This is a genomic window from Pseudomonas helmanticensis (assembly GCF_900182985.1).
Taxonomy (GTDB): Bacteria; Pseudomonadota; Gammaproteobacteria; order Pseudomonadales; family Pseudomonadaceae; genus Aquipseudomonas; species Aquipseudomonas helmanticensis.
In genome coordinates this window covers 1,194,546-1,218,215 of record NZ_FXUY01000002.1, presented here as the reverse complement: position 1 = coordinate 1,218,215, position 23,670 = coordinate 1,194,546, and the positions used below count along the sequence as shown (strand labels likewise).

General features: G+C 58.7%; 14 protein-coding genes and 1 pseudogene. 7 read left to right on the top strand and 8 right to left on the bottom strand.

The features are described 5' to 3' along the window. Positions 1-664: 664 nt before the first annotated feature. The 3 genes from QOL84_RS28230 to QOL84_RS28220 all read right to left on the bottom strand — a co-directional run bounded on the left by QOL84_RS28230 (position 665) and on the right by QOL84_RS28220 (position 5,576). On the bottom strand, positions 665-1,036 hold the full coding sequence (locus QOL84_RS28230) for a DUF6124 family protein (protein ID WP_283439351.1): 372 nt from the start codon (positions 1,034-1,036) through the stop codon (positions 665-667). 548 nt (positions 1,037-1,584) lie between these two features. Continuing rightward, positions 1,585-3,996, bottom strand: coding sequence for a glucose/quinate/shikimate family membrane-bound PQQ-dependent dehydrogenase (locus tag QOL84_RS28225; protein WP_283439350.1), 2,412 nt, complete (start codon positions 3,994-3,996; stop codon positions 1,585-1,587). 218 nt (positions 3,997-4,214) lie between these two features. Next, on the bottom strand, positions 4,215-5,576 hold the full coding sequence (locus tag QOL84_RS28220) for a carbohydrate porin (protein WP_283439349.1): 1,362 nt from the start codon (positions 5,574-5,576) through the stop codon (positions 4,215-4,217). Positions 5,577-5,909: 333 nt separating this feature from the next. Between QOL84_RS28220 and QOL84_RS28215 the strand changes: the two genes are divergently transcribed. Both QOL84_RS28215 and QOL84_RS28210 read left to right on the top strand, forming a co-directional pair. Further along, the gene (locus QOL84_RS28215; protein WP_129395362.1) at positions 5,910-6,140 is read left to right on the top strand and encodes a VF530 family protein; all 231 of its coding nucleotides are present in this window, start codon (positions 5,910-5,912) and stop codon (positions 6,138-6,140) included. 1 nt (position 6,141) lies between these two features. Continuing rightward, positions 6,142-6,771, top strand: coding sequence for a Pr6Pr family membrane protein (locus QOL84_RS28210; RefSeq protein ID WP_283439348.1), 630 nt, complete (start codon positions 6,142-6,144; stop codon positions 6,769-6,771). A 140-nt stretch (positions 6,772-6,911) separates the two neighbouring features. Here QOL84_RS28210 and QOL84_RS28205 read toward each other — a convergent pair whose 3' ends face one another. Continuing rightward, a complete protein-coding gene (locus tag QOL84_RS28205) occupies positions 6,912-7,700 on the bottom strand; it encodes a siderophore-interacting protein (RefSeq protein WP_283439347.1) in 789 nt (262 codons plus the stop codon). Beyond that, positions 7,697-8,272 (bottom strand): PadR family transcriptional regulator, encoded by a 576-nt coding sequence (locus QOL84_RS28200; protein ID WP_283439346.1) that lies wholly within the window; start codon positions 8,270-8,272, stop codon positions 7,697-7,699. Before QOL84_RS28200 ends, QOL84_RS28205 begins: the two co-directional genes overlap by 4 nt. Positions 8,273-8,785: 513 nt before the next feature. On the opposite strand from QOL84_RS28200, the gene QOL84_RS28195 reads away from it, so the two are divergent. The 5 genes and pseudogenes from QOL84_RS28195 (at position 8,786) to QOL84_RS28175 (ending at position 14,496) form a co-directional block, all read left to right on the top strand. Continuing rightward, positions 8,786-9,262 (top strand): CS1 type fimbrial major subunit, encoded by a 477-nt coding sequence (locus QOL84_RS28195; protein ID WP_283439345.1) that lies wholly within the window; start codon positions 8,786-8,788, stop codon positions 9,260-9,262. A gap of 108 nt (positions 9,263-9,370) precedes the next feature. Next, positions 9,371-11,893, top strand: coding sequence for a CS1-pili formation C-terminal domain-containing protein (locus QOL84_RS28190; RefSeq protein ID WP_283439344.1), 2,523 nt, complete (start codon positions 9,371-9,373; stop codon positions 11,891-11,893). Between the two features lie 30 nt (positions 11,894-11,923). Then, positions 11,924-13,184, top strand: a pseudogene (locus QOL84_RS28185) (hypothetical protein). A gap of 59 nt (positions 13,185-13,243) precedes the next feature. Further along, positions 13,244-14,008 carry a molecular chaperone gene (locus QOL84_RS28180; RefSeq protein ID WP_283439343.1) on the top strand — a complete coding sequence of 255 codons (765 nt, stop codon included), beginning with the start codon at positions 13,244-13,246 and terminating at the stop codon, positions 14,006-14,008. Next, positions 14,005-14,496 carry a CS1 type fimbrial major subunit gene (locus tag QOL84_RS28175; protein ID WP_283439342.1) on the top strand — a complete coding sequence of 164 codons (492 nt, stop codon included), beginning with the start codon at positions 14,005-14,007 and terminating at the stop codon, positions 14,494-14,496. The genes QOL84_RS28180 and QOL84_RS28175 overlap by 4 nt, the downstream gene beginning before the upstream one ends. Before the next feature lie 52 nt (positions 14,497-14,548). Here QOL84_RS28175 and QOL84_RS28170 read toward each other — a convergent pair whose 3' ends face one another. The 3 genes from QOL84_RS28170 to QOL84_RS28160 form a co-directional block, all read right to left on the bottom strand. After that, positions 14,549-19,231: a dermonecrotic toxin domain-containing protein gene (locus QOL84_RS28170; RefSeq protein WP_283439341.1), complete on the bottom strand. Its 4,683-nt coding sequence runs from the start codon at positions 19,229-19,231 to the stop codon at positions 14,549-14,551. A gap of 165 nt (positions 19,232-19,396) precedes the next feature. Continuing rightward, entirely contained in the window at positions 19,397-22,510 is a 3,114-nt protein-coding gene (locus QOL84_RS28165) for a transglycosylase domain-containing protein (protein ID WP_283439340.1), read from the bottom strand. A gap of 289 nt (positions 22,511-22,799) precedes the next feature. After that, positions 22,800-23,258, bottom strand: a complete 459-nt coding sequence (locus tag QOL84_RS28160; protein ID WP_283439339.1) for an REP-associated tyrosine transposase — start codon at positions 23,256-23,258, stop codon at positions 22,800-22,802. Between the last annotated feature and the right edge of the window lie 412 nt (positions 23,259-23,670).

Sequence of the window (23,670 nt, the reverse complement as noted above, 5' to 3'; positions counted from 1 at the left end):
GGTATGGGTCTTAGATGGGGCAGGCTTTCGGTGGTTTCAATGGGAGGGGATGTTTCTGCTTGTGTGTTCAGGGTTTTGACAGGCGTCACGCTTTGGGCTTGGCAGCCTTTGGGCCGACCATGTTCTTGGGGTTGGTGTGTATATCCGTTTTTTTGGTGATGGCGGATTAAGGTTTCGCCCTTACGGCGAGTCACCTTTTCCAGACGCCGAAAAGGTAACCGAAAAGGCTTGCTCCTGCGTGCGGCCCGCTCGCTGGGGCTCGGGGTTCCTTCGCTGCGGGATCGATCCGGGGGGCAGCGCCTACGGTTTGCTGCGCTGCACCTCCTCTCGCTGTGTTTGGCTGCGCCAAACGGTCGCTGCGCTCCCACCCCCGGATCAATCCCTCCACTCAGCCTTCCGACGTCGCTCGTGGATCAAGATCAAGAGCAGGCGAGCTGACACTCGGCCTATTGAGTGGTGAAGAGCGGGTGTTTGGCTTTGGTTTTTTGGTGGGTTCGCCCCTCATCGGAACGCCGCCCGCCCGGCCCTCTCCCGAGGGAGAGGGGGCCGGTTTTTGGGCTTTTCAGAATGTGAGTTCGGCTCGGTATTGCACGTCGGCGTATCTCGCCCAAACACCTCGGTCAGTCCCCTCTCCCTCCGGGAGAGGGTTAGGGTGAGGGGCTTTTCAGTTGTGGGTGGGGGGTTGGGATATTTCGTGGTTATCCAGTGCGCGATTCACCGCCAGTTCGGCGAGCATGATGATTTGCTGGATCGCCAGAATCGTGCGCCGCTGCGGCAGTTCGATGTAGGCGGCGATGTCGCTGGTCATGAGGCTGGCTTGGGCCAGGGATTCGCAGGCGTGGACCAGCAGGCTTTCGTTGTCTTGATCGGGGGCGACCTGGAACATGGTGCTGGGTTTGTGGAAGCGCAGGGTTAGGGCGTTGGGTTTGAGGTAGTGGTCGAGGGCGCGTTCGGCGGCGTCGTGGAATCTTTTTGAGCCGGGGAATTCGTAGGGGGTGGTGTCGTCTGCGGGCGGATTGGATGTTGGTTTGATCATGGTGAAGCTCCGAATGATAAGTGGGGCTGTCACTCTCAATCGCCGCGACGCGACAAAGGGTGGCAGCTGTACGCAGGTTCGCGGACCGAGCCATTCGGCAATCTCGGCATACCCGAAGGTATCCCACGCACAGCCACCATCAAACCAAACAACAAGCACCTGAGCGCTCCCGTTTGGGTCGGCGATTATGCATTAAATCGAATGAACTGCTCGGGCCGCGACGCCCGTTCGCTGAATTTGCAGCGACCCTCAGAGCCTAGCCACCCCACTTCCGAGGCACAACCGACGCGACTTGTGGGAAAAACTCCGCACAATTACCAGCATTTGTAGGACAAGCACATTTCTCACAAACCAACATATTTCACCCTGTAGGAGCTGCCGAAGGCTCGGGCCGCGTTCGGACGATCTTTTGATCTGGCTTTTAAAAATCAAAGTCAAAAGATCGTCCGAACGCGGCCCGAGCCTTCGGCAGCTCCTTGGATATTGGGTGGGCACAAAAAAGGCGATGTCCCTTGCGGGGCATCGCCTTTTTTTACCGCCGTTGAAGCTTATTCCGGCAGTTTGTAGGCAATGATGTAGTCGCCCATTTTGGTGCCCAGCGAACCGTGACCGCCGACAACCAACAGCACGTATTGCTTGCCGTCCTTGCCGGTGTAAGTCATCGGGGTCGCTTGACCGCCCGCAGGCAGACGCGATTTCCACAGCTCTTTACCGCTGTTCACGTCGTACGCGCGCAGGTACTGGTCGAGGGTGCCGCTGAGGAAGCCGACGCCGCCAGCCGTGACCATCGAGCCGCCCATGCTAGGCACGCCCAAGGTGAAGCCGATCGGGATTGGCGAGCTGTCGCGGCTGGTGCCGTTTTTGCGTTTCCACACGACTTTGCCGGTGGTCAGGTCGATACCGGCAACGTAGCCCCAGGCCGGGGCCTGGCACGGTACGCCGAGTGGCGACATGAACGGGTGCATGATCACGGCGTATGGCGCGCCGGTGTTCGGTTGCACGCCAGCGGTTTCGCTTTCGCGTTTGCTGCCGGCGGCGACTTGCTCGCGTGGCACCATTTTCGAAACGAAAGCCATGTAGTTCGGGCTGGTGAACAGGATCTGACGAACCGGATCGACCGAGACGCCGCCCCAGTTGAACACACCCACGTTACCCGGGTAGATCAGGCTGCCCTGTTCCGACGGCGGGGTGTACTGGCCTTCATAACGCAGTTCTTTGAACTGGATGCGGCACAGCATCTGGTCGAACGGGCTCGCGCCCCACATGGCTTTTTCGGTCAGTTCCGGGGCCAGCAGGTTGAGGTCCGAACGGGCCTGGGTCGGTGCGGTGTGGTCGCCTTTCACGGCGCCTTGCGGGACCGGGATCTCCTTGATCGGAATGATCGGCGTGCCGTCACGACGGTCGAGGACGTACAGGCTGCCCTGTTTGGTCGGAGCGATCAGCGCCGGTTTCACGCCGTCGGCGGTTTTCATGTCGAGCAGGGTTGGCTGGCTGCCAACGTCCATGTCCCACAGGTCGTGGTGGGTGAACTGGTAGTTCCAGCGCACTTTACCGGTGGCCAGGTCCAGAGCAACGATACCGGCGCTGAATTTCTCGGCGCCCGGGGTGCGGTCAGCGCCCCACTGGTCTGGAGTCTGGTTGCCCAGTGGCAGATAAACCATGCCGATCTTTTCGTCGACGCTGGCCAGCGACCACATGTTGGCCGAGTTGCGGCTGTAGGTTTCACCCGGTGCCAAAGGCTCGGTGGCGTCTGGCTTGTCGCTGTCCCAGTTCCATACGAGGTGACCGTCGTGCACGTCGAAGGCGCGGATCACGCCCGATGGCTCGTTGGTCGATTCGTTGTCGGTCACGTGACCGCCCATGATCACCAGATCACGCGTGATCGCGGCTGGCGAGGTGGAGTAGTAGCCGCCAGCGGTGAACGGGCCGATGCCTTGGGTCAGGTCGACCACACCGTTTTTGCCGAAGCCTTCGCAGATCTTGCCGGTGTCGGCGTTCAGGGCGATCAGGCGGGCATCAGCGGTTGGCAGGTACAGACGACGCGGGCAAGCCTGAGCAACGGCTTTGCCGGCTTCGGAAATCACCGCGGAGGCTGCGTTTTCAGTTTTGGCGTACGCGGCTTCGTCGTAGTACGACACGCCACGGCAAGTCATGTGGGCGAAGCCTTTGAAGCCGACCGGGCTCTTGATCTGCGGGTCGAAGCGCCACAGTTCTTTGCCGGTGTCCGGATCCAGCGCCAACACTTTGCTGTGCGCGGTGCAGGCGTAGACCATGCCGTTGGCTTTCAGCGGGGTGTTTTCGTTGGTCAGCTCGACCGGGTCATCCGCCGTCGGCAGGTCGCCGGTCTGGATGCGCCAGGCTTCTTGCAGCTTGCCGACGTTGGCCGGGGTGATCTGCTTCAGCGGCGAGTAGCGGTCACCGAATTCGGTGCGGCCGTAAGCTTGCCAGTCGCCATCGGGCATGGCTGGCGCGGTGCTGGTGGTGTCTGCGGTGTCGCGACCCAGTTCGCCGAAGGTTTCGCCCGGGTGGGTGAACAGGCTGATCAGCGCGGTGAGACCAGCGAGAACCACGGCCACGGTCAGGCCGCGAGTGCCCATTGGCGCCGGGCCGTCAAGCAGTAGCGGACGGCGGAACCACGGCAGCAACATCACGAAGCCGAGGACAAACCACAGCGCCAGACGTGGCACCAGTTGCCACCAGTCCAGACCGACTTCCCACAGCGCCCAAACGGTGCTGGCAAACAGGACGATAGCGTACAGGCTCAGCGCGGCGCGGCGGCGCATCAGCAGCAGGATGCCGCTCAGCGCAATGCCGATACCGGCCAGCAGGTAGTACAGCGAGCCGCCGAGCATGCTCAGCTTGACCCCACCGGCCAACATGGCCAGGCCCATCAGCAGAAGCAGAATGCCGAGCAGGCTCGGTAACAGACGGCTTCGACTCGAAGCACTTTCGGTGCTCATAGTGTGATTCTCCGTGACGTTTCAAATAGTCCCGCGCAGTAGTCACTGTAGATGACGATTGAGCGTGGGCATGGTTCAGATAAAAACTTGTCTAGCTAACGAAATTCATTTGTAGGCCTTCGCCTGCTCGCGATGGAGGTGTGTCAGTCTCTGGAGGTGTCGCCTGAAACACCGCTATCGCGAGCAGGCTCACTCCTACATTTGATCCGTGGTGTGCTTTAGAACGAAGACTGGATTTTGATCCCGCCGATCAGGGCGTCGTCGACGTTGTTCACGCCACCGGGGTGGCGGATGTATTGCAGGTTCGGGCGTACGGTCAGCCAGTTGGTTACATGCACGCCGTAATACAGCTCGGCGCTGTATTCGGTGTCTTGCGGCGGCAGGAAGGACGGATCGTCATAGTCGTAAACGGCGTTGGCCTGATTCGTCGCTTCGGCGTTTTTGCGGTAGGCCGGGTTGACGTGTACGCGGGCGAGGGCGAAACCGATGTCGTCCTTGGCGCGCGCATCGAACGGGCCTTTGTAGGTGATGCCGGCCTGCACGTAGTTGTCGATCGCGTTGGTTTTCTTGTCGTGCATGGTGCCGTTGGCGAACACGCTCAAACCGCGACTGTTATCGCTGGCCACGCTGGTGACTTGCTGCTGAATACCCAGCCAAACCCCGTGTTTGCTTGACGCGCTGCGGTAGGCTTCGCCGCTGAGGGCCGCCGGTTGGCCGTTCTGATCTTTATAAGCGTCAGTGGCTTTGGCGTTGCTGTAGTAGTAACCGGCGCGGTATTCGCCCGGCAGGCCGTTGAGTTTCGGCGTCCACACCAGTTCGATCGGCAGGATCGCGCCCTGGGTGCCGCTGCCGCTGAGTTTGAAGCCGTTGCCGCGATCAAGGTTCGACGGGTTCTGTTCGTAGGCGCCGACCTGTGCGTACAACTCTGGGGTCAGGTGATATTTGACGCGCATCGCCCATTGGCTGACCGGCCAGTTGTACCAGATGCCGCCGACCCAGTTGCCGACCTGCGAGCCGCAGAACGCGAGGTTCTGGAAGTCGCACGGGAAGCTGTTGAAGTCTTCGCCTTCGCCGAAACGGCCAACCTTGATGTCGAGTTTCTGATCGAAGAATTTCTGCTGATACCACATCTGCGTCAGGCGGGTGGTCTGGCCACGGCCCCAGACTTCCTGCGCCGAGGTGAAACCACCAACGCGCGGATCGTTGATGCGGTCGTTGCTGATGTTGTTGCCGCTGCGCTTGGTGATGGTCAGTTGAAACTCGGCGTCGTCCCAGCCGAGGATCTTTTGCAGATCGAGGTGCGTGCCCAGACCGAACTGATCGCTGTAACGCGCGGTGCGATCATGGTCGTAGCCGCCGTGCAGATTACTGCCCATTTCGCCGGTGTAATCGAGTTTGAAGTCGTAGCCTTTTTCCGAGAGTTCGGTGCGCGTGCCGTTCCAGTCACCGAGCATGTACGGTGACTCACTGTCGAACGCGGGGGCCGCTTGGGCGCAAGTGGCCAGACCGAGGGCGGTGCAGACACCGATGGCGCGCAGGGTTGAGATAGCGCTGTCTCGGGAGAAGGAAAAATCGGGCATGGATAAGTCTTTTTTTGGTGTTTTCGGGGTGCAATTCGAGCGCTTCAATATGTCGCAGGCAGTGAAGCGATTCAGCAGAAGGGCGGCAGGATAATGATCTGTTACAAAAAGACAAAGGCCTTTTGTGAACATGCATCCTTTCGGATTTGGTAACAGTGCTAAAAGATCGCAGCCTTCGGCAGCTCCTACATTGAAATGCGTACACGTGTAGGAGCTGCCGAAGGCTGCGATCTTTTGACCTTGACCTACATTTGAAAGGAAGGCCTTCCACCCAACCACCCCCTCGGCTAAGGTGCGCGGCTTCTGCATTTTCACTTCGCCCAAAGGCCTGGCATGAACGACCAAACCCCCGATCCGCTGCACGGCGTCACCCTCGAACAGATCCTCAACGCATTGGTGGCCCATTACGAATGGTCGGGGCTGGCCGAGCGCATCGATATCCGCTGTTTCAAGAGCGATCCGAGCATCAAGTCGAGCCTGACGTTTCTGCGCAAAACCCCGTGGGCGCGGGAAAAGGTCGAACGTCTGTACGTGAAGTTGATGCGCACCAAGCGACCGCTCTGAGGTGGACGCCGTCGGGCGCCAACGCCTGATCACCTGCGCAGCCGTATTGGGCTGGGCAGGATTGGGCATTCAGATGTATCTGGTTTTGTATTACCGCTTGAGCAGTGGTGGCAGCCTGATGGGCGGCCTGATGAGCTATTTCAGCTATTTCACGGTGCTGACCAACATTGGCGTTGCAACGGTGCTGACCTGCGCCGTCACTGAGCGAGAATCCGCTGCGCGCCGCTGGTTTTTGCAACCGTGGGTAAGCAGTGGGATTGCTGTCAGCATTGTTGTTGTCAGCCTGGGCTACAACGTGTTGTTGCGCAGCCTGTTCCGGCCCGAAGGGGTGCAGATTGTTGCCGATGAACTGCTGCACGACATCATGCCGTTGGTGTACCTCGTTTATTGGTGGGGCTGCGTACCCAAGGGAACCTTGCAGCTTCGGCACGTGCCGCTTTGGTTGATTTACCCGGTCTTGTACTTTGCCTATGCTTTGCTGCGTGGGCATTTGCTCAGCGCTTATCCGTATTGGTTTCTCAGTGTTAGCCAGTTGGGTTATCCACAGGTGTTCATCAATGCCGGGGGGATATTGCTGGGATTTGTGCTGATTGGACTGCTGTTGATTGGCCTTGACCGAACTCGGCGATGAAAGTCAAAAGATCGCAGCCTTCGGCAGCTCCTACATTGGATGCGTACACCTGGAGCTGCGGCACGCTGCGATCTTTTGATCTTGTTTTTGAAAAATCAAAGTCAAAAGATCGCAGCCTGCGGCAACTCCTACGGGGGGGCTCAGTCCTCCTCGGGAGTGCCTTCGGCGCGCCAGTAGCCGACCGCTTTGATCAGTTGCTCATCCAGCCCATGCTCGTCGATCAGCACCCGACGAATCTGCCGTGAAACCTTGGTCTCCGTCGCGACCCACGCATACAGATTGCCCTTCGGCACCTGCAAGTGTTTCACCGTGGTCAGCAGATTGTCCTTACCGCCTTCGCGCAATACCCAGATCACGTTGACCTGCGCTGCACTCTCCAGCACTTGCTGTTCGGCGCCGTTTTCCACTTCGATCACCACCAGTGCCTTGCGATTGGCCGCCATGCCTTCGAGACGTCGGGCGATGGCGGGCAGGGCGGTTTCATCGCCGATCAGCAGATAGCTGTCGAAAATGTCCGGGACGATCATCGAGCCGCGCGGGCCGCCGATGTGCAGGAACTGTCCCGGTTTGGCCTGTTCTGCCCAAGTGGAGGCAGGGCCGTCGCCGTGCAGGACAAAATCGATGTCCAGCTCCAGCGCATCGAGGTCATACCGGCGCGGCGTGTAGTCGCGCATTTCGGGTTTCGGCCCGTCGTCCTTGCCGGCGCCGAGCACCATGGTCTCCAGTGCGGCGGCCTGCTCGGCGTTCTGCGGGAACAGCAATTTGACGTGATCGTCCGTGCCCAGACTGATGAATCCGGCCAACTCCGGGCCGCCAAGGGTGATGCGGCGCATGCGCGGGGTCAGGTCGACCACGCGCAGCACTTCAAGCTTGCGGCGTTTGATTTCGTGCATCACGCGGTGAATGGTTTGGGTATCGACTGCGGTCATTCGGCTTTCTCCTGGGCAGATTGAACGGCAGGGCCGTCGACAATGGCTTTGGCGGTGTCGTTGAGCAGGTCACGCACACGCAGGATTTCTTCCGGGCTCCAGCGCCCGTGGTGCATTTGCAGGGCGTGGCGCAAGTTGTGCACCGCTTCATGAATTTCTGCCGGCCGATCATGGCCGCGCAGTGAGCGTTTGCTGACGTCGATGCGCATGCGTACGCCGTCGAGGGCGATGGCTTGTTCGCTCAAGGACAAACGCCCGGCGTCGGTGACGCTGTAGCGTTTTTTGCCGCCCTCGGCGTCGCCGGCAATCAGGTCGCTTTCTTCCAGAAAGGTCAGGGTCGGGTAGATCACACCGGGGCTCGGGCTGTAGGCGCCATCGAACATGCCTTCAATCTGGCGGATCAGGTCATAGCCGTGGCACGGCTGTTCGGCGATCAGCGCCAGCAGCAGCAATTTCAAGTCGCCTGGAGCGAACACGCGGGGGCCACGACCGCCGCGTTCGCGGCCGGGGCGCTTCTCGAAGCCGTCACGGCCGTCGCCGTGTTCGCGGTGGGGGGAATGATGGTCTCTCATTTTTCCTTCTCTCTCGTCGTGTTTAGATACAACTTAAGATATATCTTAATGCCCGCGCAAGACCTTCTGACCGACGGCGGATTTCCATCAATCGAATTTTCGGCCGCAGGGGCGCGCAAATGATCAAAAAAAAACGATATTAAAGCGCCCGCTAAAGGCGCAGTTTAGTGCTAACTCTCTAATAACCGATGACAGCCTTTATTATCAGGAAAGTGTGGTATCGGTCTTACGGAAGTTGCTGCAAAAGTTGGCGCGTCAAGACAGATTACTGGCACGCTGTAGTCTCTCTCTTACAGTTGATCTGGTACTTTTAAGAAAATCACGGTTTTTTCTTTCCGGGGTAATGGTCGACAGGCTACAAGTTCCTCGGAAGTTGCCTGCTTACTTTAAATATAAATTGGTTGATGCTTGTCTGGCGTTGCAAGTTGGGGTGGGCGCAAATCGCTCGTGACCGTTTCGCTCGCCAAAAACTTGTAACGAATCAACCCCTTTATATAAGACAGGTATTGAATGATGCTCAAGAAACTCGCCTTTGCCGCACCTCTGACCGTATTGGCCATGAGTGCCTCCATCGCGTTCGCCGCCACCGAAGCAAAACATTCGATCAGTCTGGTTGCGCATGTGCCTGCCGACGATTTCTATGCGGTACCGGTCGATGCCGATCTGGTCAACAAGGACCAGGACATGAGCTACAACCCGTCGACTGCTTCGATGCGTGAGGTCAATGGTCATTTCGACGTGCTGCACACGGCCGGCAAGGTCCACGCTCGCTTGGAAAGCGTGCCGAAGCTTATCGCCGGCAGCCAGACTATCGATCTCAAGGTCGAACTCAATGGCAAGACGCTGACCACCACCTCCCAGGAAGTGGTCGGTGATGCAGAGTCCAATACACGCTACCGCGCACCGTTCAAAATCAGCGCGCCAGGCGCCAAGCCAACCGCTGGCGATTACACCGGCGTGGTCATGCTGGTCGTAGAACCTTCGGTTTGATCGCTACAGGCAGCAACTAACGCTTACTTTTCCAAGTAACGTAACCGGCCGGCAACTTGTCTGTTGTCCGGTCGGGCTTTTACTTTTCGGTAACCAGAGTATTCGTTCATGTTTCCGATGACGCCCATCGCGGCTGCGCTTGCATTGCTTTCATGCACCAGCGTACTGGCGGCGCCTGCACCAGTTGATAACACCCCGCGAAGCTTACTGGCGCAGGCAAAAGGTTTGCCGGCAGACTTTGAAGAGCACTTTTTTGATGTTCCATTGGCGGTTCGCGTGGAACTTGATAGACAACCGTTGGGCGAGGCAATGATTGTATTGTCGCGCGATGATCGTATTACCTTGCTCGACTTTACCGACACCAGCGACAGTCGATTCAGCGCCAGTGAGCGTGAAACCTGGGCGAGCATTCTCAAACCCGGAGTCGCGTTGGGGGCGTGTAGCGGACAATGCCCCGAGCAATTGCTGGCGGTGCATTACAACCTGGAAAACTCCTTGCTCTCGATTGCCACGGAAAATGCCGAGCGCGATCTGCAGACCCAGCGCTTTCACGATCAGCCCGAGGGCGGCAGCAGTGGACTGATCTTGCGCAACCAGCTCAACTTCAACGGCGGTCAGGACCAGGATCCGGGTGGCCGTCTGGGCTTGGAGGCCAGTGGCAGCCTCGGTAACTGGAGTCAGACCCTCAACATGCAATTGGCGCGTCTCGGCGGGCCGGACGACAAGACCTATCACGCAGTACATGAGCTTTATACCCAGCGCGAACTGCAGGGCAGTTTTTTCCGCCTGGGTTATTTCACCCCCAATTCCGAAGGCCTGACCCGTCAACCGCGTTCATTCGGTACCAGCCCCGACACGGCGGTGGGCGTGATGTACGGCAGTTCCGACAGCCTTGCGGTGGACAGTCCCCGGCCAAGTGTTTATCCAATCTTTGTCACGGCCAACCGGCAGGCGTCAGTGGAAATCTATCGCGATGGCCTGCTGATCAATACCCAAGCGGTTCCCGCAGGCTTGCAGACACTTGATACCCGGCCCCTGCCTGGCGGTATCTACGAAGTGGAAGTGCGTTTGATCGAAGACGGTCAGACGACCTCGACCACTCAGGAACTGATCTACAAACCCGTCAACTGGAGCAACCTCGACGACCGCTGGCGCTACAACCTGTTCGCCGGACAGGAAAGCAAACTGTTCAGCAACTGGGATGAGCAGGACAGTGGCGACATGACCGCCGGCGCCTCGGTCAATTATCTGCTGCATCCGCGGGTGATTCTTGGACTGTCGGCGCGCCAGGTACGCGAAAAACTGCAATACGGCAGCTCGATCGACTGGAGTGTCGCGGACAACACCAGCTTTTACGCCAATCTTTATCAGACCGAGGATCACGGCACCGGCGTTGATTTGCAGGGGTTATACAACTACGGCGCCGGGAGTCTGGTGATCAGCCACAATCGCAGTTGGCTCGACACCCGCAATACCTATGACACGCTGCCCGACGGTACGCGCGTACGCCAACGCAACGTCTTCACCGGCGAGACCAGCAATTCGTCGCTGGCGCTCAGTCACCGGATCAGCCGCAAAAACTCGCTGAGTGCGCGGGTCTCCCACAGCGAGGGCAATGTTCAAGGTGTCGGCGCCGATCTGGGCTGGTCGCAGCGTACCGAGCTATTCGGCAGCGACGCCAATTGGCGGCTGTCGTTGTTTGATCGGCCGGGCAGTTACAGCAGCGGCGATGCGCGCAACCGCGGCGTCGACCTCAGTGTCAGCATGGCGCTGGGCGGTGCTGGCCAGCAAATATCCGGCAGCATCGGCAGCCGCACCGCGCGCGATGGCAGCCGTGACAACAATGCCTCGGTCGGTTATCGCAAGAACCTGCAAGACCATGTGCTGCAGAGTGTTTCGGTGACGGCGCTGACCGACACTTATGGTGTCGGCCTCGCCAGCCTGGCGAACTTTCGCACTGACACGGTCAATGGCGACGGTTTCCTGCAGCGCTCCTCATACAACGGCAATTACACCGGTGGCGTGAACCTCGACAGCACGGTTGTCGTCGGCGGTCAGCGACTGTTGATGACCAGTCAATACCACGGGCGTGGCGCGGGCATGATCGTTGATGTCGAGTCGGACATCGCCGGTATTTCCCTGCGCGCCGACGACCTCAGTGGCGGCAGCGCGGCACTGCACCCCGGACGCAACTTCATCCCGCTTACAGCCTATCGAAACAGCTCGGTGAACTTTGACTTTGAGGGCAACCACGTCCCGGCGGCGAGTATCGAACCGTCGCGGACCCGTTACCACCTGAACAAGGGTGGCGTGGAGTACAGAAAGGTCAGAGTGATGAAAACCCTCACCGTTCTTGGCCGGTTGCTCGATCCACAAGGCCGGCCGCTCAAGGGCCACCACGTGATCAATCACGCCAGCCGTGGCGTCAGCGAAGTCGACGGGTTTTTCTCGATGGAAATGCATGCTGGCTCGCCCACCCTGCAAGTGCGCTACGCCGACCAATTGTTGTGTCAATTCCGTCTCGACACCGACAAGCACCGCAGTGAAAACAACGTGCTGATGATCGGAGATCTGCGCTGCTCGCCGGACACGTTGGCCGAAGCCATTCACAAGACAGAGACCGCTGGTTGATATCGGCCTGCCCCTGGAGATTCTTCAGACATGAACGTCACACACTCAGCTACATCCCGTGGTCGCTCGCTGCCCTTTATTGCGTTGGCTGCGATCGCTTTTCCGGTCTGTGCCGAACAGGTTTCGATTACTGCCGAGTTCAGGCCGGACTCGTCATATCCGCACCGCAACAAATTCCGCAACACTACGCCGTCCAGTGGTTACTGCACCTTCGATCCGGCGCAGTGCGAACAGAACGAAATATTCAGCCTCCAGGTGCCGATCCAGTTCGATTCTCGTACGCCTGTTTTAGCCAATCACGCTTCACCCCGACAGGGCGTGATGTTTCAGGCACCCACGCAATGGCGGGAACTGACGGTCTATCACGAAACCACCCGAGAGCCGGAAAAGGTCAGGGTGCGCATCGTCGGCGTCGGCTCCAAGGTCGTGACCGATGACGTGATCAATCTGGTGGGCGGTGCTGCTGACTACCGTATCGCTCATAACCTGTTGTGGGGCTCGAGTTGGGTCAACGCTCCGGCACCTTGCCTGTACAGCGGGGTGGGCTGGTACACCCATGACACCTACGCTTTTTTTCTGGAAAACCCCGTCAAGCACCGTATGCGGTAAGCAGGCGAAGTTCGATATCCCTTGGGTACGCCTGGGATACGTGGATTTTGCTTATGAGCTGGAAACGCCCAACCCTTTGGGTATGTCCTCGGGCAATTACCTCGGCGCGCTGACGTACACCGTCGGGCCGAACGCGGATTTCGATTTTGGCGACGTAATGTTGCCCAATAGTTCTTCTCTGACCTTGAACTTCAATCTGGATGTACGGCACACCCTCAAGGTCGAGATTCCGCCCGGTGGCGAGCAAGTCCAGTTAGTGCCGGTCGGTGGCTGGCAGAGCTGGCTGCAGGCCGGACGGCGGCCGGTGAGCTTGCTCCGCGACCAGATCTTCAATATCTCGGCGTCGTCACGTTTCAAGATGTTCATAGGTTGTGGACCTGGAATCAATGGCGAATGCGCTCTGGAGGATCCCGAGGTGAACCGACGGGTCGAGCTGTTCGTTTTTGTCAGCCTGCCCAATGGCATAACCGACCTTTCCGGCCAACCTGTGAGGCGTTTGCGGCTGAAGAGCGGTGGGGGAAATGCGCAGTATTTCAAACCCGGCTTCTATGTGGATCGGGCACCGGGAACCCTGCATTTCGAAGTGCCGCCGCATTCGATGGCAAACATGCTGCGGCCCGGTGAAGGCAGAGGCGGCAGATATTCCGGTGTTGTCGTGGTGTATTGGGATTCGGATATCTGATGGGCTGCGTATCGGTGAGTCGAGCCAGCACTGTGTTAAACGACCAAGGAAGCAAGGTGATGAAACGTCTGTTGTTATTAATGGGGTTGAGCGGGTTTTCCCTCGGTCTTCATGCAGGGCCGCAGATCAACGTCGGTACGGTATACGACTACCTCGACGGCGACAAAAGCACCTACCTGAAAAGGGTGTTCAACAGCGGTGACAGCACTGCATTCGTCAAGGTCAACATCCTCGAGATTGTTTACGAGGCCGACGGTACGTCCCGGGAAATAGAGGTCAGAAACCAGGCGGACATGAGCAGTCGTGATGGCCTGATGGCCAGCCCCGCACGGCTGATCGTGCCGGCCAATGGCATGCAGGGCACACGCCTTCTGCTGATGGGCGCGCGTGACACCGAGCGCTATTTTCGTGTGCGCTTCATCCCGGTGGTGCCGGAAAAGGAAGATGAATTCGCAGTCTCCGCCGAAGAGCGTGACGAATACAAAAACAACTTGTCCGCCGGGGTCAACGTCATGACCGGTTTCGGCACGGTGTTCTTTGTACGCCCGAAAGACAGCCGTTTCGACAGTGTGATTGAAGAGGCGCCTACCACGTATCGAGTGCGCAACAACGGCAACACCGTGGTCGTGGTCGATGAGTTTCGCAATTGTGCCCTGAAAGACGAAAACACCTGCGAGCCGACCACCAAACACCACATCCGTGCCGGCAACAGTTTCGAGTTCGACAAAAAGCCGGGGCGCGAATACCGATTCAATCTGGTCGAGGGCGACAGCAAAAAGACTTTGCGCGTCGCTGGCAACTCATCACGGGATGACCTGAGATGATCAAGCAATCGTTCATTGCCGTGTGCGCGGGCGTTCTGACATTATTCAGCGCTGCGCTGTTTGCGGCGCGCGAGGTGCACCGGTTCCAGGTGTCGGTGGATATTCCGACGCTGGGTTTTTACGTCATACCGGCCGAGACGGACTGGATTCATCGCGCGCAGATTTTGCCGTGGAATGTCAGTACGAAAACCCTGGGCGGCGTGCGCAAACACTTCGATGTCCGGCATGACACCAGTGCAATCGAGGCCCGGCTGGGCAGCGAGCCCTACCTGTCTAATGGTCGCAACGAGCAGAATATTTATCTGCGTGTGAGCTTCGCCGACACCGTGCTGACTCATGCGACGCCGCGTCAGGTGCTTTCCGCCGAACAGGCCAGGGCCGGAGGGCGTTACGTGCTGGATATTCAGCCGATCGTGCCCGCCGGTGGCTACAAATCGGGAAATTATTACGGCAACGTGCACCTGATATTCAATGCGGCGGCGCCCTGAGCTTGCGGGCCTGTCCGGCTCAATGAACAGGCCCGCAATCCTTACGTCAGAATCAAAGTCCGGCGCGCTTTAACGCTTCCCGGGTCAGACGTCGCGCCAGCTCTTTTTCATCGTCGCCCAGATCGATCAGCAGACGGTCGAACACGCTGTCACTGATGGGCGCCTCATCGAACACCACGGTCGGTGGAACCGTGAGTTCGTGGAGCAACAGATTGAGTTGTTCCCGCAGCGTTGCGCGGTCATCGTCCGAGGTTGACTCAACCCATTGACGCTGGTTTTCGCGCAGGCTTTCGAGCTGCTCATACCTGGCCTGATACAGGCGCTTGTTGCTTTCGCTGCGCACTGGGTATTTGTCACGCAGGTACTGCGCCCAGAAGTCGAGTTCGAGCATGGCGTTTACCAGGCCGTCGCCCTCACCCAGCGCCAGCACGGTGCCGTACGCCTGATCAATCATCGCATCCGAAACACCGGACACCGGCCGGTAGAGCATGCCTTCGGACTGCCAGGGCAGACTCAGGCGTTTGGCCAGTCCGGTCTGATACGCCAGATAGACTTCGACGTCATCGGGATTGCCGCCACGGCTTGCGACATCGGCCCGGGCAATCTCGTTGACATGCTCCAGCCGCGCCGCGCCTTTGGCCAGTGTGACCAGTTTCAGCTCAAGCTCTGCCGGATCGATGGAGTAGGCATGTGCCTCGAAAGCCAGGACGTTGATGCCCATGTGATTGAACAATTGTGCTCCGGCATCGGCGCAATCCACCGGTGCGACCACCATGGTGAACAGTTTTTCGCGCAGACGGCTGTCGACATGCACGGCGTCGAGCATGCGCCAGACACGCTGCATCAATTGATCGCGGACTGCCCCTCCGGCGCGGTAGTCGGCGAAGTCGCGCACGCTCAATAAAGTCGCCATGAACGGTTGCGCGGCAGGTTCTTCGACCAGTTCAGCCCAGGGCGTTTCGCGGTTGAGACCCCAGCCCGGCACGTCGCCCCAATAGTCGGCGCCGTAGGTTGAGATGATCGAAGTGTTTTCTGCCTGACCCAGCGGTGTGAGAGGTTCGGGGGGCAAGGCCATCGCGCGCCGATGAGCCTGATAGCGCAACTGGTTGACCTCCGACAGTCCGACGACGTCCAGTCGCGTGCGCGCCACCAGCCATTGGGCATCGGACCCCGTCGCCACTTCGGGCAACCGGGAAAGCGGATTGCCGCGCAGGTCGAGGAGAAAACCACGCGGCCGGGGTTTGGCCAGCGCTCCTTCGGGCCACGTGGTCATTCCGGTATTCCTCAGCGTGATGACCTTGAGGCGAGGCATGCGTGTGAGGTCGGGCGACAGGTGCAATGGGTTGTCGTCCAGTTTCAACACTTCCAGATAAGTCAGGCTGCGCAGGCGCGCGACGGCGGCGGGATCCAGAACGATCCGGTTATCGCTCAAGCGAAGGCGTTCCAGCCGACGTACCGAAGCGCCTATCTGGTCGGGCAAACGTGTCAGTTCACAACCTTTGGCACTGAGTTCGAGCAGGTTCGGGAAGTCTTTGAGCAGGCTGCTCGGGTCAGTGGCAAACCGCGTGTTGTCGAGTTTCAGTATGGTGACTTTATCGAGAAATTTCTTCAGCACCGGGCGCTTTGCCCACCAGGTTTGCAGATCCAGTGAAAGCATTTCCCGCGAGAGGTCGAGGCTATAGGAGGCTGGGTCTGCGCGATTGCCGAGGTCTTCGTTCTTGCGCTCGAAACAGTCGAGCAAACGTTCGTAAATATGCAGTCCACCCTGGTCGCGAAAGCTCTGACTGTGCGGCCCCCAGGTCTCTGGCTGCTGGTAGCGCCAGCGATGAACGATGTTGCGCAGTTCGTCGAGATCCTTTGCGTGAGTTTCAATGGCTTTGAGCGGTTCGCCTTGCTCGGTCAGGGCTTCAGCGAATACGTTGATCTCATGCGGGCTGAAATGCGGATGCAAATCCTCGATGCGCTCCTGCAAGGTGGCGGCATTTTTGGTCAAGCCCGCGCCGCGTACCAAGAACAATGTGCCCTGTTCGACCACCGGGCGGATCGGTGGGCTGGCGAGCAGTGTGCGGCGCTCACTCGGTGCCGTGGTCTTGGCGATGATCCATTGTTTGAATGGTTCGATTTCGCTGGGCTGATAACCCAGGACACTGCCGCCGTCCTTGTCGATAGCGTGGAGGATCGCTTCATACAGACCACTCGTGTCGTGAATGGGGCGGTTTTCGCCATCGCGCACTTGATAGCGGTCTGTCGCGATACGCACCAGTACTCGAACCTGTTCAGCTGACTCGGCACCGGCGCTGCAGCGCAGTTCGCCATCGAAAGTGCCTTCGCGGACTTCAATCCGTAGGGCTCCGAAGGTGTCACTGTAGTGACGCAAAGTCCCGAGAATCAGACGTTCGCTGTCGATGTTGCTCAGTGTTTCGAGTTGCAAGCCTTGCGCCGCCCGGACCGATTGCAGTTCGAATTGCACTTCGCGCGCCAGCGTTCGCAAGCGCAACGGCAAACGTCGCTGCAGGGTAATTTGCTGTAACTCCAGCGGACGCGCCTGGGCGATCACGCGTTCTGCGAGGACGGACGAGAGCTGCGGACAATCGACCAACACTTGTCTTGCGGCTGGCGACAGTGGCGGCGCGACTTCCTCTGGCGCCATGCCAAGATGAATCAGGGTGTCGAGCAACAAGGGCGGAGGCTGGGTGTTTTCAACATGCATGTGACGCAGCATGTTTTCTTCGGTGCCGGTAAACAGGCGAATCTGTTCCAGCTGTGCATCGCTTGAACCTTCGGTGCCATGGACGACCCGACGCATCAATTGCGCTGCGGACCACTGGCGCGGGTTTTCCGTTTCGCAGACCCAGGCGCCACGGGCGTTGTTTTGAAGAGTGGGCGAGTAGGCGCGGGGCCTTTGCGGGTGGCGGATGCGATGCTCGCCGGTCAGCGGATCCTGCTTTACTTGAAACAGATGGTCATCCAGCCGCAACAGCTGTTTGTCGCCCACCGAATACAATCCCTGTGCATCGGGCGTGGCGGTGGTCGGCAGGGTATCTTCGGGTAAGCGATAGGGCGTCAGGTCAGGATTCCACAAGCGCGTCTTGCCGTCCGCCAACTGCACCGGCTTCATGCCTTCGATGAACGACGACAACTTGAGCCGGGCGACGCCACCAAGGGTAGCAGCGGCGGCGAACGCGCCAAACTGCACGATGCTTTCGAGTATGCCGATCGCTTGTTCACCCGCCTCGGCAAAGTGTCCTTCGGCCATATCCACCACACCTTCGAATGCGCTATCGAGCAATTGATAGGCGGTGTAGGCGAGCATCAGTTCGCCCACCAGCGGTACGAACGGTGTTATCACCAGCAGTGCTGCGTTGAAAATATCCGAGAGTATTTTTTCCAGGTTGTCCCACCAGGCCCAACGTGCCATTCGATCGGCGTAGGCGGTGGAAATCGCGATTTCTGCAGCGTCATTGAGGATCTTGTTTAGTTTTTGTCGATACAGGTAGCTCCACAGATCACCGTTGAAACGAGTCTCGCGGTCGTCCTGGAACCGCAACAGGCTGAATTGCAGATTGGGATTGTCCACCGGTGTATCGCGCCAGCTTGGCGCGTTGGACCCTGCCGGTGCCGGTTGCCATTTAACCTGGCTCAGACGCTCATTCAAACGTGAAAAGAAATGCCCGCGTTGTTGCTGATTGATGAACTGGCTGAAGAACGTCTGATAGCTCTCCGGCGAGGACTTGTCGCGCAATTGCCGGGTGAGTTCGCTCATGAAGTCGAGCGCCGAGGCGTACTGCCTGAGCGGATGTTCGGGGTCGTGGGGAACGTAGGCAATTATCGGGACAGGTATTTTCGCGCTGCGCGTATCAGGAATAATGAGGACAATCCCGGTCAGCGTCACGTCCATCAGCGCGAGGTTGTAATAACCGACTGGTTGACCGCGCCATTGCAGGTTGCGGCGGTCATCAAGCATGCCCTTCACGAGGTTGTAGGCATCCTCGGTAATGTCCTTTTTCATCAGCGCCATGCGAGCGGCGACATTCAGCGCGGACTTTTGGCTGAGCACGACTTTGTGCCGCAGTACCTGTTTCGCAACGCCGTCGGACGGCAGTAAAAAAGCATGCAAATGTTCTTCATAACGAGCGCCGAGATCCAGTTCCCGACACAGCGATTTGAACTGCTCGACTGTCAGTTTGTGTTTGAGCTGCCTGACGCTGAAATGCCCATTGGCATCAGGGCGGGTGATGAATTCCGAGTCCTTGCTGAAGAACTCGTCACTGGCAAAATTATGCAGCGCAGCATCCAGCAGAGAGACGGTGCGGCTGTTCGTGCCGGCAGCGAAGTCATGTGTCCACCACGATGTATTCGCTGGCGCGTAGAGGCGCAGCCAGGTTTGCTCGACGTCGTCTTCGACAGCGAAGCGCTGCTGCAGTGCCTCTTGCAACAGGGGTTTGGCAAAGGCGTAGACGTCTTGCAGATTACTCAGTGCGCTATCGATGCCGTTCTGGCTTTTCCAGGCCAGTTGCAAGTCGTTTTTCAGGCGTTGGTGATCGTCGGGCGAAGTCTCTCTATGCCACTGTGCAAGTGTTGCACGGCGGGCTTTCAGCTGCTTGATGCGCGCTGCATTACTGCACAGCAGCCACGCGGGCAGGGCTTTTTTGATGGTTTCGTAATGAACGCTGACATCGGCGGGCATCAGCGACAACGGGGCGGTTGGTCGCCCAGGCAAGGGAGTGAGGGGCATCGTGGTGATCGTCCTTGATCAGAATGGGACGATCAGACTAGGCAACAACACGCGCCTGAAAAAGCGCAAAAAACCGCTCGTTACGCTAATGAATTGGATTTCTTGCTTCGAAAATCAGGGTGCAAAAAATACAATGTTATCGCCACGCCGGGAGCGATCTGTGCCTCAACGCGCGGCGGTGACCTCCGGCGCCTGGCACATCGTGTGCGTGCCCGGTTGCAGGTACGGCGACAGGATCGGCGCCATACCCTTGAGTACCTGCACCGGCAGCGCCGACGTGAATTTGAAGTTTTCCGCCGAGCGCCCAGGCACGAAGGCGGTCAGGGTGCCGAAATGGTTGTTGCCGATGTAGAACACAAACGTCGCCGTGCGGTTGATTGATTTCGAGCTGAGGATGCGTCCGCCGGAGCCGATGGCTTCGATGCGGTTGTCGCCGGTCCCGGTCTTGCCGCCCATGACCAGTGGCGTGCCGTCGGCGGTTTTGAAACTGCCGGAAACACGTTTCGCCGTCCCTGAATCCACCACTTGCGAGAGCGCCTCGCGCATGGCCGTGGCGACTTCCGATGGCATCACTCGTTTGCCGACGTGGGGGTCATTGGTCACGCGTGTTTCGTACGGGGTGTCGGCGGCAAAATGCAGGCTGTCGATACGCAGCGTCGGCATGCGCACGCCGTCGTTGAGGATGGTGCCGATCAGTTCGGCGAGCGCTGCGGGACGGTCGCCGGAGCTACCGATCGCGGTCGCCAGCGATGGCACCAGGTGGTCGAACGGATAGCCGACTTTCTGCCAGCGCTGGTGGATCTCGAGGAACGCTTCGATTTCGAGCATGGTGCGGATGCGACTGTCACGGGCGCCCTTGTGCTTGCTCTTGAACAGCCAGCTGTAGACTTCCTGGCGCTCGAACTGACTGGCCTTGACGATCTGGCTGAACGTCGCGTCGGGGTTGTGCAACAGGTAGCCCATCAGCCACAGGTCGAGCGGGTGAACCTTGGCGATGAAGCCCTGATCAGGCAGGTCGTAGCTACCGGGGCCATAGGAATCGTAGAGGCGGATCAGGCGATCGTCGGTGAGTTTTTCTGTCAGTTTGGCGCCTTTGAGGTGTGCGCGCACGAAGGTGTTGAAGTCTTCCTGAGTGGCATCCGGCAACAGATAACGGTGCACCGCAGCCATGCGGATCGGCGTTGGACGCATGCTGTCGAGGAACGTATCAAGCCGCGCCTGAGTGTCCTTGTTTTTGTATTTCTTCCAGAATTTGAGCAGGAACGAGGTGCCTTCGCGGTCGGCGAAATTGGCCAGATATTCCTGACGGCGCGGGTCGCGATCATCCTTGAGCAATTCGGCGCTGCTGTTGGGGCCGGAGTAGGTGACGTAGCGCACCACATCGCGCATCAGGCGAATGAACGGCAGGTTGATCGATTCTCGCAGAGCGTCGCGCAACGTCGGTATGCGACCGTTGTCTTCCTTGCGAAAGTTGTGGAACACATGCAGACCGCCACCGGTGAAAAACGCCTCGCCGGGGCTGGCGGAGTATTTGCGATCGAGCGCTGCGCCGAGCATTTTCGACAGGTCGCGATCCTTGTTCTGCATCAGGTATTCGATGACCCACTGGCTCAGGCGATCCTGATCGGGGACTTCGATTTTCTTCAGTTCCGGCACTGACATGCCGGCGTATTTGTCGTGCAGTTCGGAGATGATTTGCAGGTACGTGGTCAGCACCCGCATCTTCGCCGTAGAGCCGAGTTCCAGCTTGCTGCCTTCGTTGATGTCGAACGGCTGATCTGTACTGTCGGTCTGGACGCGCACCCGCGAGCCGTCCGGAGTCAGTTCGAACAGTGTGAAGCTATAGCGCACCTGAGTGGTGCTGGTCGGGGTCAGCAGACGCTCGCCCATCAAGCCGATCTGCGCGGCGAAGGCCGGGTCGGCGAGTTTTTTCAGGTACTCGGTGGCCTGGGTTTGCAGGTCGCCCTGCAAGGTACTGGTGGCCGACAGATCGAGGCGATCAAGGTCGTACAGCGGACGGTTGAGCATGGTCGCCAGACGACTGCGGGCGACGCTGATGCCCTTGTTGGTTTCGATTGGCTGAATCGTCGGCTGGGTCTGCCAGTCGCGGTAGGTGACTTTGCTGGTCAGTGCGGCATCGGCCAGGGCGCTGTCGATCACAGCGTTCTGTTTAAGCAGGCGCAAGTGGCTGTCGGTGAGATCGGCGAGCTCTTCGCGGCCCTTGGTCAGGTAATGCGACGGACGGCGCTGGGCGATCATCAGCGAGAGCATTTCACGCAGGGCCAGGCCTTTGTCGGCCATGGTTTTCGGATCGGTGGCCGGGCTGTTCAGTTGTTCGTTGGCCTTGTTGAAATCGCTGCCGTACCAGACCCGCAAGCCTTCGGCCATGCCGTGCACTTCACCATGCCCCGGCACCGCCGACAGAGGCACGCTGTTGAGGTAATCGCGAACGATGTTCTGCCGTGCACCAAGAGTTTCCGGGCCGGGTTGATAGGCGCGCACGCTGGCGGAAATCATCTGGCGGATCTTCTCCGCGCCGGACACCGTCAGGCCGTCCGGTGAGTGGCGGTATTTTTCCAGTTGCGTCGCCAGCGTACTGCCGCCGGCCGATTGACCGGGCAGGTGCAGCAATTTCGCCACCTGTGACCACGCGGCCATGCCGAAACGCGGCCAATCCACCGCCGGGTTGGCGCGGGGCTGTTTGGGGTCGAGCAGGAAGCGGTTTTCAATGAACAGCAGACTGCTGACCACCACCGGCGGAATGGCCGCGAAGCTGGAATACAGTTGTTGCGGATAGTTGTACTTGTACAGCGGCGCAGCGCGGCAATCGGTGATGGTCAGGCCGGCCTGGATTTTTTCCGAATACGGTACGAACAGACCTTTGTCTGTATAGCTGAGCAGGGCCGGAGAGAAACGCGTTTGCTCGGTGATCACGTAATTGCGCTTGAGCAGGCGTGGCAGGAATTCATCGAGAGAGCTGTAACCCAGGCGCAAATCAAACGGGCCGTTGCCGGGGTAGTGAATCGCTTCACTCGGGCCTGATTCCAGCTTGTAGGTGAGCGATGACGCGTATTTGCTGACTTCAGCAGACTGGAAGCGCGAGGTGCGCATTTCCTTGGACGCAGCCAGTCCTACCACGATCGCAATAATCAGCAGCAACAACCAGAAAGCCTTCCAGCCATGCCGGGAACGGCGTGGTTTTTCGGGGACAGGCGCTTGATCCACACGTTCAGTCGGAACCACGGTTTTACTCGAATCGGTTTGCCACAAAGCGCCCATAGTCGACTGATCCATTACGCAGATTGATCGGACTTGTCTGAAGCTTAGACGGTGGTTGGCGATGGTGAAAAAATTGTGAAGGGTTGAGGGTGGGGAAGTACTGAACAAATCTGGAAGTGGGGCCGATGGCATTGAGGTTTAGAAATTTTGTGGCGAGGGGATTTATCCCCGTTGGGTTGCGAAGCAACCCCAAGGCCAGTCACTGCAGTTTGTCTGATACACCGCGTTGACTGGGTTACGACTGCTGCGCAGCCGAGCGGGGATAAATCCCCTCGCCACAAGCGGGGGGTTATAGCCAGCAAGCATCCCAGAGCGGGTAATCACCTACGTTTTCAACCAAGCCCGCCCGCAGCGGATTGGCCACGATATACCGAGCAAAAGGCAGCAAGTCCTCATCATCACGAATTGCACGGTCGTGAAAACCGCTTTGCCACAATGGGCCTTGGCGTCCGGTCTTGTGATTGAGGGCCTGAGTACAGCGGGCCTTTATTCCGCCAATGACGTCAGCAAGCGTGCCGCTTTGCAGCTGTACCAGCCGGTGGAAATGATCCGGCATCACCACCCACGCGATGGATTCAACTTTGCCTTGGTCATGCGCCTTGCGAAGTTCTGCCACCAGTAATCGGCCTGTTTGCCAGTCTGCAAAAACGGGTTGGCGCTGGTGAATCACTGAGGTGATGAAGTAGGCGCGGCCGGGTTCGGAGAATCGGCCTTGGCGCAGGCGATGAGAGTTGGGTTGGACGGTCATATTGCTTCCTTGCATTGATTGATCACGCATCAAGACTAGTGCCAGGTCGTCCGACTCGGATCTGCAATGCTGAAGGAAGTTTCTGAAATGAGTGAGGGACCTGTGGCGAGGGGATTTATCCCCGTTGGGCCGCGAAGCAGCCCCAAATCCAGACACCTCAATCCTTCTGTAAGAATGCATTTGCAGGTTTTGCGACTGCTGCGCAGCCGAACGGGGATAAATCCCCTCGCCACAGGAAATCCACTTACTTGTGAATGGGTAGAGGCCTGGAAATGACCGGGTTAGAGCTATCCAGCCGTAAATACTGCCAAGTCAGGGGCATGACGGTGCACCAATGCTGTGCAATACTCGGCGCCTTTTTCGGCGGCGAAAATTCCTACAAAACGCAGGGAATGCCTCTCCGCAAACCGGG

Excerpts from the sequence above, each read along its gene's own strand:
- QOL84_RS28230 (WP_283439351.1), bottom strand. The coding sequence starts at position 1,036 with ATGATCAAACCAACATCCAATCCGCCCGCAGACGACACCACCCCCTAC.
- QOL84_RS28225 (WP_283439350.1), bottom strand. The coding sequence starts at position 3,996 with ATGAGCACCGAAAGTGCTTCGAGTCGAAGCCGTCTGTTACCGAGCCTG.
- QOL84_RS28220 (WP_283439349.1), bottom strand. The coding sequence starts at position 5,576 with ATGCCCGATTTTTCCTTCTCCCGAGACAGCGCTATCTCAACCCTGCGC.
- QOL84_RS28215 (WP_129395362.1), top strand. The coding sequence starts at position 5,910 with ATGAACGACCAAACCCCCGATCCGCTGCACGGCGTCACCCTCGAACAG.
- QOL84_RS28205 (WP_283439347.1), bottom strand. The coding sequence starts at position 7,700 with ATGACCGCAGTCGATACCCAAACCATTCACCGCGTGATGCACGAAATC.
- QOL84_RS28200 (WP_283439346.1), bottom strand. The coding sequence starts at position 8,272 with ATGAGAGACCATCATTCCCCCCACCGCGAACACGGCGACGGCCGTGAC.
- QOL84_RS28195 (WP_283439345.1), top strand. The coding sequence starts at position 8,786 with ATGCTCAAGAAACTCGCCTTTGCCGCACCTCTGACCGTATTGGCCATG.
- QOL84_RS28190 (WP_283439344.1), top strand. The coding sequence starts at position 9,371 with ATGTTTCCGATGACGCCCATCGCGGCTGCGCTTGCATTGCTTTCATGC.
- QOL84_RS28180 (WP_283439343.1), top strand. The coding sequence starts at position 13,244 with ATGAAACGTCTGTTGTTATTAATGGGGTTGAGCGGGTTTTCCCTCGGT.
- QOL84_RS28175 (WP_283439342.1), top strand. The coding sequence starts at position 14,005 with ATGATCAAGCAATCGTTCATTGCCGTGTGCGCGGGCGTTCTGACATTA.
- QOL84_RS28170 (WP_283439341.1), bottom strand. The coding sequence starts at position 19,231 with ATGCCCCTCACTCCCTTGCCTGGGCGACCAACCGCCCCGTTGTCGCTG.
- QOL84_RS28165 (WP_283439340.1), bottom strand. The coding sequence starts at position 22,510 with ATGGGCGCTTTGTGGCAAACCGATTCGAGTAAAACCGTGGTTCCGACT.
- QOL84_RS28160 (WP_283439339.1), bottom strand. The coding sequence starts at position 23,258 with ATGACCGTCCAACCCAACTCTCATCGCCTGCGCCAAGGCCGATTCTCC.